We start from the raw sequence: 13,108 nt of genomic DNA on the forward strand, positions 1-13,108 counted from the left end.
TATGACCGATTTATTTATAAAAGTACAAACCCATTTGGAACAAAATCTACCCTTCGTGATTTATTCCAAGCCTGAAAAGCATATTGTAAACGGACTTTTTCAGGAGAATGACCATTTGTATTTTGTGAAAAATTTCAAGGAAACCGGTTTTGTTTTTGCCCCTTTTGATGGTGATGATTATGTTCTGTTGCCCGAAGAACATTCCCAAATTATTACAGAGCATTATAATCCACAAGAAGTGACTTTGAAAGCGAACGTTTTTTATGAAATGGACATAGACGCCAAGGAAAAATTTGAAGCGTTGGTTGAAAAAGGTATTACCGAAATTCATAAAGGTTTTTTTCAAAAAGTAGTGCTTTCTAGAACCGAAAGTATTGATTTGGAAGAATTTAATATAGAAATCATATTTAAAAAAATGCTATATACTTACCCATCAGCATTTAAATATTGTTTTTTTCACCCTAAGGTAGGGATGTGGATGGGAGCGTCTCCGGAACAACTATTGAAGGTTAAAGAGTTTGAAATTCAAACGGTTGCACTGGCAGGAACTAAGCTTAATAAAAATAAAGAAGAAGTTGTCTGGAAGGATAAAGAAAAAAAAGAACAGCAATTTGTAACCGATTTTATTCTGGAAAACCTTCAAGATTATGTAACCGAAGAAGTGGTTTCAAGTCCGTATACTGTTCAAGCAGGCAATTTGCTACATATTAAAACCGATATTCAAGCCAAATTGAAATCGCAAGCCAATTTAAAAGAAGTACTTAAGGTATTGCATCCTACACCGGCAGTTTGTGGTTATCCTAAGCTGTTGGCTAAAGATTTTATTTTGAATAACGAAGGATATGATCGCGAGTATTATGCGGGTTTCTTGGGCGAGTTTAACACAAATTTTGCTGCTGGAAAAGAAAATTATTCCGATTTTTATGTGAACTTGCGATGTATGAAAATTAAAAATAATCAAGCACACTTATATATTGGTTGTGGAGTTACCGAAGGAAGTATACCTGAAAAGGAATTTCTGGAAACAGTTAACAAGTCCATGACCATGAAAAAAATCTTAAATTAATGAAATTAGATATACTTGCCTTTGGAGCACATCCTGACGATGTTGAGTTAGGTTGTGGAGCTACTATTGCTAAAGAAATTTCCTTGGGAAAAAAAATTGGAATTGTAGATTTAACACGTGGTGAACTTGGAACACGTGGTTCTGCCGAAATTCGTGATAAAGAAGCTGCTGAAGCTGCTAAAATACTAGGGGTTTCCATCAGAGAAAATCTTAAATTTAGGGATGGTTTTTTTGTAAATGACGAAGCACATCAACTCGAAATTATTAAACTAATTCGCAAATACAAACCCGACGTTATTTTAGCCAACGCTATTTATGACCGACACATTGATCATGGCAAAGGGAGTAAACTGGTTTCGGATGCTTGCTTTTTGTCTGGATTGAGAAGAATAGAAACGTATTTAGATGGCGATAAACAAGATGCTTGGCGACCTAAATTAGTGTATCATTACATTCAGTGGGCAACTATTGAACCCGATTTTGTGGTTGATGTTACTGGGTATATTGACACCAAAGTTGAAGCAATCCAAGCTTACAGTTCGCAATTTTATGATGAAAACTCTAAAGAACCGGTTACGCCAATTGCTACAAAAAACTTCTTAGATAGCCTTGTATACCGCTCTCAGGACTTGGGAAGGTTAATTGGAACCGATTTTGGAGAAGGTTTTACTGTTGAAAGATATTTGGCAGTCAATAGTTTAAGTGATTTGATTTAATTTTTTTAAAAAAATATTTGCGAAAGCTAAGATTTGCGCTATATTTGCACTCGCAAACTGAGTTTTGGTCTTGGATTGCGCTAAAATGGTGATTGTAGCTCAGTTGGTTAGAGCGTCGGATTGTGGTTCCGAAGGTCGGGGGTTCGAGACCCCTCATTCACCCAGAAAGCTCTGAGTTCGCTCAGAGCTTTTTTATTTTTGGACTTTTCTGATTTTTTCTTGATTAATAATTATATTCTTACTATTTTAGTTACCATTAATTTTAATCAAACTTTATATTCATGGGATCATTTGTAATTAGTAAAAGAACAAACGGAGAATTTCAATTTGTATTAAAAGCTGGAAACGGTCAAGTTATTTTAGCTAGCGAAGGGTATACTACAAAAGCAGCTTGTGAAAACGGAATTGAATCGGTTAAGAAAAATTCTCAAGATGATGCTCGTTTCGATCGTTTAGAATCTAAAAACGGGAAGCCTTATTTTAATCTAAAAGCATCAAACGGACAAATAATCGGAAACAGCGAAATGTACGAATCGGTTGCTGCTCGTGAAAACGGAATTGAATCGGTTAAGAAAAATGCTCCAGATGCCGATGTAAAAGAAAATTTATAATCAAATTATTGAATAAAAAAAGCTCCAAATTTGGAGCTTTTTTTATTGTATTTATTCTGGTTTTTTATCAACTACAATGCGTTGGTCTCTATTGCTTAATTCCCAAGCTAGCGCAAAAGCCAATCGTGTTCTTTTTGCCAGTAAACCGAATTCTATCTTTTCTACTTTATCGGTAGGTTTATGATAATCTTCATGAATTCCATTGAAGAAGAAAATTGCAGGAATTCCTTTTTTTGCAAAATTGTAATGATCAGAACGGTAATAAATTTGTTCCGGATCATTTTTGTCGTTGTATTTATAATCTAAACGCAACTTGATGTATTTGTTGTTTACTTCTTCGTTTATAGTATGCAATTCAGAGCTTAATCGGTCTGAACCTACAACATATACATAATTGTCATCATTTGGATTGATTTTATCTCGACGACCAATCATATCAATATTGATATCTGCAATTGTATTTTTGATAGGGAATAATGGGTTTTCAGAATAAAATCTTGAACCGTGTAATCCGTGTTCTTCACCAGTTACATGAAGGAATAAAATTGAGCGTTTTGGACCATGTCCTTCTTTTTTTGCTTTCCAAAAAGCTTTTGCAATTTCCATTACAGCTACTGTTCCTGAGCCATCATCATCAGCACCATTATAAATTTCACCGTTTTTCATACCAACATGGTCGTAATGTGCTGAAATAACCAAAACTTCATCTGGTTTTTCGGAACCTTCGATAAAAGCCCAAATGTTTTCAGAATCATTTAATTTAGGACTAAATCCTTTTTTCATGAATTCTGAAGGAACTTTTTGGTAATAGCTATCAGCTCCTTTTGGAAATGGAATCCCTAATTTTTTATATTGATTAATAATGTATTCACCAGCCTTTTTTTGTCCAGGCTCACCAGTATTTCTTCCTTGCATTTCATCGGAAGCAATAACGTATAAATTAGTTTTTAAGTTTGCTTCTTCAATATTTGATAATTGGGTTGCGAAATCTACTTTTTTCGCATCTGGTTTGGTGACTTTATTCTGTGTAGAACAGCCTAGGAGAAAAAGTCCTAAGGATAAAGTCAAAACAATATTTTTCTTCATCATGATTTGTTTTGTGTATTAGTAGGATAAAAAGGGAAAATGTTTCAATTTAAATTGTTTTTTTTAATGGATGTTTACTAAAGTGAATAATATTAATACAATTGCGAAACAAAATATCAATATAGTATTGATTAAAAACAATGCGCTGCATTTTAAAAAAGATATAAGTTTTGACTCGTGGTACATTCGTTTATGGGCTTTATAAAAATAATATATTAACCAAAATAATGCTGCAAAATACAATATTGCTTTAAGTACTTCAAAAAATGTACTTTCAAATGGATCTAATATAAAATCAAAAATAGCTAATAGGGTTGCGGTTATTAAAAGGAAAGAAAAATAATGAAGCGTAAATATTCCATGATCAAAGTAAAACCATCTTTTTTTACTGTGAAAAAGCCATAACCAAAATGCAAATATTGGCATATAAATGAAAAGCGATTTTGGAATATTATGTTTAAAAAGTTCAATGAATTTTTCTGCAGTTTCTTCTTTAGTGTTGTGTTCGGATATGTGGACAATTTTTTTATAATACCAAAATAAAAATTTAGACATTCTTTTGTTTTCAGGTAGCGAATTTTGCACCGAATCCAATTCTTTTACAGTTCTATATTCGGTTGCCCAACCGTATTTTTTTTCTTCTTGCTTTAGTTTTTTAACACTATCTTCTTGTTCCGTATACCATATTGAGGCATTCGATTTCTTGTTGGTTTTAGTAACTTTTATTGGATTGTTTTTTTCAGGGTGCATTGAAGTTAAAATCCCAATGATGAAAAAAGCAATGAAACTTGTAAAAATATAAAGCTTAACAGGAGCAACGAATGCTTTTCTTCGACCGCTAAGGTATTCACGAGTTAATTTCGCAGGGTAAAACAGAAGGAATTTTATAGTTTTCCAAAAATTACTATCATAGTGAATTAAATCTTCAAAAAAGTGAGTAAAAAGGTAATGAAAGGACTTTCGAGTTTCAGTGTTTTCTTGACCACAATTAGGGCAAAATCTATCATCAACCGTAGTTCCACAATTCAAACATGTTTTGTCTTCACGTAATACACTCTTACTCATATTGTATAGTATTGCTTATCTAAAGTAAGAAAAATTTTTAAAATTAAATCATAAGAATTATTTATCTATTCATAAAAATTTATAATGAATTTATATCGAAATGCAATTTTTCTTATGCTATTTTTGCCCTGTTTAAAAATGAATACTAAACTTTAAAACAAATATTTATGTCATTAGTTGGAAAAAAATTCCCAAACATTACGGTTGATGCAATCTCTGAAATGGGAGATAATTTAAGAATTAACATTTTGGATGAGGCAGTAAAAAACAATAAAAAAGTGTTGTTATTCTGGTATCCAAAAGATTTTACATTTGTTTGTCCTACAGAATTACATGCTTTTCAATCGGCTTTGCCAGATTTTAACAGTAGAAAAACAGTTGTAATTGGTGCTTCTTGCGATACTAATGAAGTTCATTTCGCATGGCTAAACACACCTAAAAACAATGGTGGAATTGAGGGAGTTACTTATCCATTATTAGCAGATACAACTAGAAACTTAGCCTCTGCTTTAGGAATTTTAGATGCTGAAGAAGTTTTCAACGAAGAAATGGGAGATTACCTAATTGAAGGTTCAAACGTACCTTACCGTGCAACATATTTGATTGATGAAACAGGTAAAATTTTCCACGAAAGTGTAAACGATATGCCATTAGGTAGAAATGTGAATGAATATTTGCGTTTAATCGATGCTTATACTCACGTTCAAACTAAAGGTGAAGTTTGTCCTGCAAACTGGGAACAAGGTAAAGAAGCTATGAGTGCTAACCGTGTGAGTACTGCAGCTTACTTAAGTCAGAACTAAGAAATAGAAAATAATGATAATGGCAATTGCAATAATTAATCGGATTAGTTATTGGGTTGCCATTCTTTTATAAAATCGAAAATATGTTAGTAGAGTTAACAGATGATACGCTTCAAAATATTGTAAATACAGATGCAAAAGTTGTTGTTCAGTTTTCAGCTTCTTGGTGTGGTAATTGCCGTATTATGAAACCTAAATTCAAAAAATTGGCTAGTGAAAACGAAGCTATAACTTTTGTTTTAGTTGATGCTGAAAATTTTCCTGAATCAAGAAAATTGGCCAATGTATCCAACTTACCCACTTTTGCCACTTTTGTAAACGGAGCCTTAGTAAACGAAACACAAACTAATAAAGCTGAAGTTTTAGCAGATTTGGTAAATGAGATAGTGTAATCAGATTAGTTAGACAATATAGACAGGTTAGATTCTTAGACAGTTTAGATAGAGAATGTAAGTTGTTTGGAGAGATGTTTGAACTATTTTCCAGTCCTTCTAGACTTAGAAATTTATCAATAATTCATAGGTCAGTCTAAATTTCCAAAAGTCTAAGCAGTCTAAAATTTCTAAGAAAGTCTAAGGATCTAATTAGTCTAAAATTGTCTAATGTTCTAATAAAATCTAAAAATGAAATTACCTATAATTAAACAGCTTACTCAATTTATCGAGGAAAACGATCAAGATTATCTAATTGAAACCATCGAGGTTTTGGAAGCGCTAACCGAAGTGCCTTCATTAAAAGATGAAGAATTGGATGTAATTGGGGAGTTAATTTCAAATATGTACGGTGCATTAGAAGTGAACAAATCGATTAAATCGGGTATGGACAAAAAAGAAGCTCTAAATGCTTTTATGCAACGCGTTTTAGGGTCTATAGATAAATAATAGCATAAGTACTATTTTGTAAGCCTTTGTGTTTTCTAGCACAAAGGCTTTTTTATTGGATGATTTTAAATATTCTATTGTAATTTGTTATGAATGCATAATAATTTAACAATTTCTTTATATATTAGCGTCACTCAAATTAAAAATAAGCTTATGAATAAAACTACTATTAATGCTTTTTTATTGTCCTTATTTTGTTTTGGAGCCCTTCAAGCTCAGGATAGCGGCGCATTTGAATACAAATCAAGAAATAAGGAATATGAACTTTATGAATTCAGAAACGATTCGGTTTTTCCATTAAAAAGAGTTCAAGAAAATACATCAAGAATTTTTGAAAGTAAACATCCTTATCCAATCATATTTATCCACGGGTTAAATTCGAATTCGGAAACCTGGAATACTACCTTAAACTATTTCGATACACAATATGGCCTAACTTACGGTGGGCGCTTCGATTTTTGTTTGAATGCAGACGGAAATAATACTACAGCAAACAAAAACTTTTACCCAACTCCAGGAGCTGATATTGCCGCCTTCGAATCTTCAGTCATTAATGGTGATTATTATACTGTAAACTTCGATGTAAAAATTGATGGTTCATACGGAACAAACGTTTTGAGCAATCAAGCGGCTATAGCTAAGCAAGGAGCTGCATTAAAAAAAGCAGTTGAACGTGTATTGCAACTTACTGGTAAAGATAAAGTTGTGTTAGTCGGACATAGTATGGGCGGATTGTGTTCTCGTGAATACCTTCAAAATGTTTCCAATTGGCAATCAGACAACAGACATCATGTGGCTAAATTGTTAACCGTTGGAACACCTCACGGAGGAAGTAACGCTAGTGATAATCCTATAGCTGTTTTTACAAGCGTAGACAGACAATCAGAAGCTGTACGAGATTTAAAGACTACATTTTATTATAGTGGTGAAGCTGGACGATTTTTGTTTGGTGGAACAGAAGTTCAAAATTCATCAAATATGAATGATAATTCGTATTCGCCAGATTTTTATAATGTCGATATGAATTGCAATGGTGTAGTGGGTGAGTCTCTTCAAGGTTTAAATCAAAAACCAATTGATAACCTAATTGACTTTTCTTGTGTAATTGGAAGAATCACCAATGCTTTCGGAAGTAATATAACTACAGACGGAGTAGTGCCGGAACCTTCTTCAAACTTAAACAGCTATTATCCATCGTTAACGTATCCTGCGAAGTTGTTTTATTTTAATTCAGGTTACGATTTAATTGAAAATCACACGGAACTTCCGGGGTATTATTATCAAATTATGCAGGGGTTAGACGAGCCTAATGTAAAAGAATTAGCATACGATATAGTTACTGGAAAAATATATAATGGTTATACAACTGTTCAATCCAATACTTCAAGTGCCGATAATGATTATTACCGATTTACCGTAGCTGATAATGTTAATGCCACTGTGGCTGTTAGCGGAATTGTAACATCATCTATGAATGCTACAATTTTAGATAATACTGGAACTGCAGTAGGAGCTGCTCAAAACAGTAGCGCTGGTGCTATTAACTTTGTTAGAACCTTAACGCCTGGAAGTTATTTCTTGAAACTAACAAGTACGAGTCCAACCAACACAAATTACCAAACACCTTATCAGTTTGTAATTACAAGCACGCTTGCCACAACTGATAGTGCAATTGCTAATTTCACATATTATCCAAACCCTGTGAAAGATGTTTTACACTTGGATAATATGAGTATTTCTAAAGCAACAATTTTTTCTCTAATTGGACAACAAGTTGGTGTGAAAGAATTTGATAGTTCTATGACAACCAATACTATCGATATGTCGTCGTACTCAAAAGGAATTTATTTGATTACACTAGAAAACGACAATCAGGTTGAAACCATCAAAGTAATTAAAGAATAGATAATTTTTCTATGTTACGATAAAAAAACTCAAGGATAGCCTTGAGTTTTTTTATATTATAAATTGTCTTCTACAAATTTCTTGCAGTATGCTTTTATTTCATCGCGTACCACTTTAAATTGCTGCTGAATCTCATCGTTAGTGCCAACAGCTTTGGCAGGATCCGGAAAGTTATAATGAAAGCGCATTGCGTTACTTGGGAAAAACGGGCAATTTTCTTTAGCATTATCACATACTGTAATGATATAATCAAACACAATGGAATGGTATTCGTCTATGTTGTTAGATGTATGTTTAGAAATATCAATTCCATCTTCTTGCATTGTTGCAATGGCTTTTGGATTAACACCATGTGTTTCAACGCCTGCACTGTATATGGTAGCAGTATTTCCGGCAAAATAACGAAGATACCCTTCTGCTATCTGACTTCTGCAGCTGTTTCCAGTGCATAAAACTAAAATATTCTTCATAAATTCAAATAAGTAACCATATTATGTTAATGATGCAAAACTTTGCGTCAAATCCGAATAGAATTTGGAGAACAATAACCGCAGCAGTAATGATAATGTGTTTTCGGTATTTTTTAAAAAAAGAAATCATACTAACAACATTGTGAGTTAGGTGAACAACATGAATTTGTGGGAGTTAAATCCTTTAAGTTTAATTTGCTTTTTGGGATACCGCAATGATCATCTGCTAAACATGCAGTGTTTTTATTTTGTAATATGAAATGATTACCATTGAAATCTAAATCAAATTTACCAATTGTGTTTTGTTGGTATTCTACTTCAATTGTTGAATTTGGAAGTCCTAATTCCTTTTCGGCTAATTCAATAATATGAATTAGTTTCTCTGGCTGTAAACGATGGTCTAAATCATTTGCATTCCACAATTGAAAATTTATGGTGCTTTCTTTTCGAATTGTTCCACCACAATCGATAAACTTTTTAGTTATCAAACCAATTTCAGTTACATGAAAATGGGTTGGAACAAAACTCATGTCGGGGAGTTGAAATTTTATTTCATTTACATCAGTAAGTATTCGTTTGATTTCTGAAAGTGTCATGATGATATAGTTTTAATTTAACAACATTTTGTGTCTAATTTTATTCGTATTCCTGAAAAATGAGCTTCAAGCGTTTTGAAAGTTTCCTCGTTTAAACAATAACAAATAGCAGTTCCTTCAATATTGCCTTTTATGAGTCCAACATTTTTCAATTCCTTTAAGTGTTGTGAAACTGTTGGTTGTGCTAGTGGCAATTCGTTAACAATGTCTCCACAAATGCAACTATCTACTTTAAGAAGGTATTCAATAATTGCAATTCTTGCCGGATGCGACATGGCTTTAAATAGATTCGCTATTTCGTTTTGTTTCTCTGTAAAGCTGTCTGTTTTTGATGCGCCCATTTTGTATATTTATATATTGCAATATTACGATAAATAAATTAAAAGCAATTGTTTTTATTAAAAATTTTATCTGAATTAAATTCCGTATTTTTGGCTTTCAAAAAAATGAAAAATGGCACAAATAACATTGAAAGGAACTCCAATTAATACAATTGGGTCTTTACCTGAAGTTGGTAGTAAATTAAAGAATTTTTCATTGGTAGCTACTGATTTGACTACCAAAACTTTGGAAGATTTTAGAGGAAGTAAATTGGTTTTAAATATTTTTCCAAGCATCGATACAGGAACTTGTGCAACTTCGGTTCGAAAGTTTAATGAAAAAGCAAGTTCGCTTGAAAATACTAAAGTCTTGTGTATTTCTAGAGATTTACCATTTGCACAAAATCGTTTTTGTGGTGCAGAAGGATTACAAAACGTAATTAATCTTTCTGATTTCAGAGATGCTTCTTTTGGTAATGAATTAGGATTAACTATTCTTGATGGGCCACTACAAGGACTTCACTCTAGAGCAGTTATTGTGGTAGATGAAAATGGAATTGTAAAATATTCAGAGCTCGTTTCTGAAATTGTAAATGAACCGAATTACGAAAACACATTAGCGGTTTTATAAATGGAATTAAATAAAGACAACACCTTTTTTACAGGTAGGCTTAAAAGTATAGGTTTTGCAGTTAAAGGAGCGTTAAAGCTTATAACTACAGAACATAGTGTAATGGTGCAATCATCAATTGCAGTGTTAATGGTGGGAGCAGGGTTGTATTTTCATATTACACGTGTTGAATGGATGTTTCAAATTTTGGCATTTGGCTTGGTTTTGAGTATTGAAGGCTTGAATACTGCTGTTGAAAAGATAGCCGATTTTATTCATCCGGATTATCATCATCGTATCGGATTCATTAAAGATATTGCTGCTGGTGCTGTTTTTTTTGCTGCTATGGCTGCTATGGCTGTTGGAGCATTAATTTATTTACCTAGAATTATCTAATTTGATTCAGATTGTTATTTTTGTATAAAAGAACACTATTTAATGGCTAAAGTATCCAAAAAAGAAACGTCCGATTCCAATAAAACTAAAGCTTCAGGCGAGAAGAAACCCTTGTTAACACGTCGTAATAAAGTCCTTATTGGGGCTTTACTTATTTTGTTTTCATTGGCTTTGTTACTCTCGTTTGTTTCGTATTACATTTATGGCGATTACGATCAAAGTGCACTTACTTCTTTTGCTGATAGAAGCGAAAAAACATACAATTGGTTGGGTAAATTAGGTGCAATACTTTCAAACTTTTTTCTTTACAAAGGTTTTGGTGCGGCTTCTTTCTTATTTGTTCGTTTGTTCTTTTTAGCAGGAGCTTATTTGTTGGTCGATATTTCTTTAGGGAAACTTAAAAATACCATTTTTTGGGATTTATTTGCCATGGTGTTAATTTCAGTACTATTTGGTTTTTTCTGGAATTATGTGCCGCAATTGGGAGGTGTTATTGGATATGAAATGAACTTGTTTTCTCAAGATTATATTGGGAAAATAGGAACTTTTTTGGTTTTGGTTTTCGGATTGATAGTGTATTTAATTTTGAAAATTAAAATTTCTACGGAAGGAATTAAAACCTTCTTTGAAAACAGAAGCAAAGCTTTTAATGAAGAATTGGCTGCGGCAGATTCTGTAATGGAAAATGTTTCGCCTGTTTCCGAAGTTGTTCCGAATGTAGAACAGGAATTGGAAGATGAAATTGTTACTACAAATCCGTCATTAGATTTTAACGATGCCGAAGACGAAGAAGTTTTAGCAAATATTGAGCTTAAAACAAATCCTTCAACTTTCGAAATTAATAAAGAGGCCTTAAAGCCAACTATTGCAAACGCTTCAGAAATAACTTTAAAACCAATTACACCTGTTGTTAAGCCAGAGGTTCCTGTTGTTGAAAATATTCCGGTTGCTAATGAGCCTGTAAAGTCTGAAATCGTATCAACAAATGATGATAGTTTTACGATTGAAAAAATTGAAGAAGAAGCTGTTGTAGAAGAAAACTTAGCTGCACGCTTGGTTCAGGATTTTGGTGAATTCGATCCTACCTTGGAACTTTCAAATTACCAATTTCCATCTATCGAACTTCTAAAAGAATATTCGTCTGGCGGAATTACCATCAATCAATCGGAACTAGAAGAAAATAAAAACCGAATTGTAGATACTTTGAAAAACTACAATATTGGTATCGCACAAATTAAAGCTACTGTTGGTCCAACTGTAACACTATATGAAATTGTACCCGAAGCAGGTATTCGAATTTCGAAAATTAAAAATCTGGAAGATGATATTGCCTTGTCTTTATCAGCTTTAGGAATCCGTATCATTGCGCCAATTCCGGGTAAAGGAACCATTGGTATTGAGGTGCCAAATAACAATCCGACTATGGTTTCCATGAAGAGTGTTATTGCGTCACCGAAATTTCAAACCGCAGAAATGGAATTGCCAATTGCTTTAGGTAAAACTATTTCAAATGAAACTTTTGTAGTCGATTTAGCCAAAATGCCACACTTACTTATGGCGGGTGCAACCGGACAAGGTAAATCGGTTGGTTTGAATGCGGTTTTAACTTCATTATTGTATAAGAAACATCCAGCTGAGGTTAAATTTGTTTTGGTAGATCCTAAAAAGGTAGAGTTAACCTTATTCAATAAAATTGAACGTCATTATTTGGCAAAACTTCCTGATACGGAAGAGGCAATTATTACAGATAACACTAAAGTAATCAATACTTTGAATTCACTTTGTATCGAAATGGATAATCGTTATTCGTTACTTAAAGATGCAATGGTTCGTAATATTAAAGAATACAACGAAAAATTCAAACAACGTAAATTAAATCCTGAAAACGGACATAAGTTTTTACCATACATTGTATTGGTTGTGGATGAGTTTGCCGATTTGATTATGACCGCAGGTAAAGAGGTGGAAACGCCAATTGCTCGTTTGGCACAGTTAGCAAGAGCTATCGGAATTCATTTGATTATTGCAACGCAACGTCCGTCGGTTAATGTAATTACAGGTATGATTAAAGCCAATTTCCCAGCTAGAATTGCTTTCCGTGTAACTTCTAAAATTGATTCGAGAACTATTCTTGATACTGGTGGTGCCGATCAGTTAATTGGGCGTGGAGATTTGTTATACACTCAAGGTAATGATATCATCCGTGTACAGTGTGCGTTTGTTGATACTCCGGAAGTAGAAAAAATTACAGAATATATTGGTTCGCAAAAAGCTTATCCTAATGCATATATGTTACCTGAATATGTAGGTGAGGAAAGTGGCATAAGTCTTGATATAGATATATCGGAAAGAGATTCCATGTTTAGAGAAGCAGCCGAAATTATAGTGACGGCACAGCAAGGTTCGGCATCATTATTGCAAAGAAAGCTTAAGTTAGGGTACAACAGAGCCGGGCGTTTGATAGATCAATTGGAAGCTGCTGGAATTGTTGGTCCATTTGAAGGAAGTAAAGCACGTAGTGTAAATATTCCGGATTTGGTTGCTTTGGAACATTTTTTAGCGAACGAACAAAATAACAATTAA

The 13,108-nt window shown here is 33.2% G+C and carries 15 protein-coding genes and 1 tRNA gene; 11 read left to right on the plus strand and 5 right to left on the minus strand.

Going from position 1 to position 13,108, the window contains the following annotated elements; genetic code table 11:
* Window position 1 precedes the first annotated feature (1 nt).
* The 4 genes from ACZ1JT_RS11530 to ACZ1JT_RS11545 all read left to right on the plus strand — a co-directional run bounded on the left by ACZ1JT_RS11530 (window position 2) and on the right by ACZ1JT_RS11545 (window position 2,393).
* Window positions 2–1,066, plus strand: coding sequence for an isochorismate synthase (locus ACZ1JT_RS11530; RefSeq protein ID WP_465093979.1), 1,065 nt, complete (start codon window positions 2–4; stop codon window positions 1,064–1,066).
* Window positions 1,066–1,782, plus strand: a complete 717-nt coding sequence (gene bshB1, locus ACZ1JT_RS11535) for a bacillithiol biosynthesis deacetylase BshB1 (protein WP_465093980.1) — start codon at window positions 1,066–1,068, stop codon at window positions 1,780–1,782. The genes ACZ1JT_RS11530 and bshB1 overlap by 1 nt, the downstream gene beginning before the upstream one ends.
* Window positions 1,783–1,869: 87 nt before the next feature.
* Window positions 1,870–1,945, plus strand: a tRNA-His gene (locus ACZ1JT_RS11540).
* Between the two features lie 118 nt (window positions 1,946–2,063).
* Window positions 2,064–2,393, plus strand: coding sequence for a YegP family protein (locus ACZ1JT_RS11545; RefSeq protein ID WP_465093981.1), 330 nt, complete (start codon window positions 2,064–2,066; stop codon window positions 2,391–2,393).
* 51 nt (window positions 2,394–2,444) lie between these two features.
* Here ACZ1JT_RS11545 and ACZ1JT_RS11550 read toward each other — a convergent pair whose 3' ends face one another.
* Window positions 2,445–3,479 carry a M28 family metallopeptidase gene (locus ACZ1JT_RS11550; RefSeq protein WP_465095294.1) on the minus strand — a complete coding sequence of 345 codons (1,035 nt, stop codon included), beginning with the start codon at window positions 3,477–3,479 and terminating at the stop codon, window positions 2,445–2,447.
* Between the two features lie 63 nt (window positions 3,480–3,542).
* On the minus strand, window positions 3,543–4,544 hold the full coding sequence (locus ACZ1JT_RS11555; RefSeq protein WP_465093982.1) for a DUF3667 domain-containing protein: 1,002 nt from the start codon (window positions 4,542–4,544) through the stop codon (window positions 3,543–3,545).
* Window positions 4,545–4,711: 167 nt separating this feature from the next.
* On the opposite strand from ACZ1JT_RS11555, the gene ACZ1JT_RS11560 reads away from it, so the two are divergent.
* The 4 genes from ACZ1JT_RS11560 to ACZ1JT_RS11575 all read left to right on the plus strand — a co-directional run bounded on the left by ACZ1JT_RS11560 (window position 4,712) and on the right by ACZ1JT_RS11575 (window position 8,133).
* On the plus strand, window positions 4,712–5,347 hold the full coding sequence (locus tag ACZ1JT_RS11560) for a peroxiredoxin (RefSeq protein ID WP_465093983.1): 636 nt from the start codon (window positions 4,712–4,714) through the stop codon (window positions 5,345–5,347).
* An 83-nt stretch (window positions 5,348–5,430) separates the two neighbouring features.
* The gene (locus tag ACZ1JT_RS11565; RefSeq protein WP_465093984.1) at window positions 5,431–5,739 is read left to right on the plus strand and encodes a thioredoxin family protein; all 309 of its coding nucleotides are present in this window, start codon (window positions 5,431–5,433) and stop codon (window positions 5,737–5,739) included.
* 231 nt (window positions 5,740–5,970) lie between these two features.
* A complete protein-coding gene (locus ACZ1JT_RS11570) occupies window positions 5,971–6,228 on the plus strand; it encodes a DUF6952 family protein (protein ID WP_465093985.1) in 258 nt (85 codons plus the stop codon).
* A 153-nt stretch (window positions 6,229–6,381) separates the two neighbouring features.
* Complete coding sequence (locus ACZ1JT_RS11575) at window positions 6,382–8,133, plus strand: T9SS type A sorting domain-containing protein (RefSeq protein ID WP_465093986.1); 1,752 nt, start codon at window positions 6,382–6,384, stop codon at window positions 8,131–8,133.
* 56 nt (window positions 8,134–8,189) lie between these two features.
* Here ACZ1JT_RS11575 and ACZ1JT_RS11580 read toward each other — a convergent pair whose 3' ends face one another.
* The 3 genes from ACZ1JT_RS11580 to ACZ1JT_RS11590 form a co-directional block, all read right to left on the minus strand.
* Window positions 8,190–8,603: an arsenate reductase ArsC gene (locus ACZ1JT_RS11580; RefSeq protein WP_465093987.1), complete on the minus strand. Its 414-nt coding sequence runs from the start codon at window positions 8,601–8,603 to the stop codon at window positions 8,190–8,192.
* Between the two features lie 131 nt (window positions 8,604–8,734).
* Window positions 8,735–9,199: a DUF6428 family protein gene (locus tag ACZ1JT_RS11585; protein ID WP_465093988.1), complete on the minus strand. Its 465-nt coding sequence runs from the start codon at window positions 9,197–9,199 to the stop codon at window positions 8,735–8,737.
* 17 nt (window positions 9,200–9,216) lie between these two features.
* Window positions 9,217–9,540: an ArsR/SmtB family transcription factor gene (locus ACZ1JT_RS11590; protein ID WP_465093989.1), complete on the minus strand. Its 324-nt coding sequence runs from the start codon at window positions 9,538–9,540 to the stop codon at window positions 9,217–9,219.
* 112 nt (window positions 9,541–9,652) lie between these two features.
* Here ACZ1JT_RS11590 and tpx point away from each other — a divergent pair, with 112 nt between their 5' ends.
* Genes tpx through ACZ1JT_RS11605 form a run of 3 tightly spaced genes read left to right on the plus strand, consistent with a single transcriptional unit; the run spans window position 9,653 to window position 13,108 of the window.
* Window positions 9,653–10,150 carry a thiol peroxidase gene (gene tpx, locus ACZ1JT_RS11595; protein ID WP_465093990.1) on the plus strand — a complete coding sequence of 166 codons (498 nt, stop codon included), beginning with the start codon at window positions 9,653–9,655 and terminating at the stop codon, window positions 10,148–10,150.
* Window positions 10,151–10,525 carry a diacylglycerol kinase family protein gene (locus tag ACZ1JT_RS11600; RefSeq protein WP_465093991.1) on the plus strand — a complete coding sequence of 125 codons (375 nt, stop codon included), beginning with the start codon at window positions 10,151–10,153 and terminating at the stop codon, window positions 10,523–10,525.
* 42 nt (window positions 10,526–10,567) lie between these two features.
* The gene (locus tag ACZ1JT_RS11605; RefSeq protein WP_465093992.1) at window positions 10,568–13,108 is read left to right on the plus strand and encodes a DNA translocase FtsK; all 2,541 of its coding nucleotides are present in this window, start codon (window positions 10,568–10,570) and stop codon (window positions 13,106–13,108) included.

Source organism: Flavobacterium sp. IC2-16 (genome assembly GCF_055521455.1).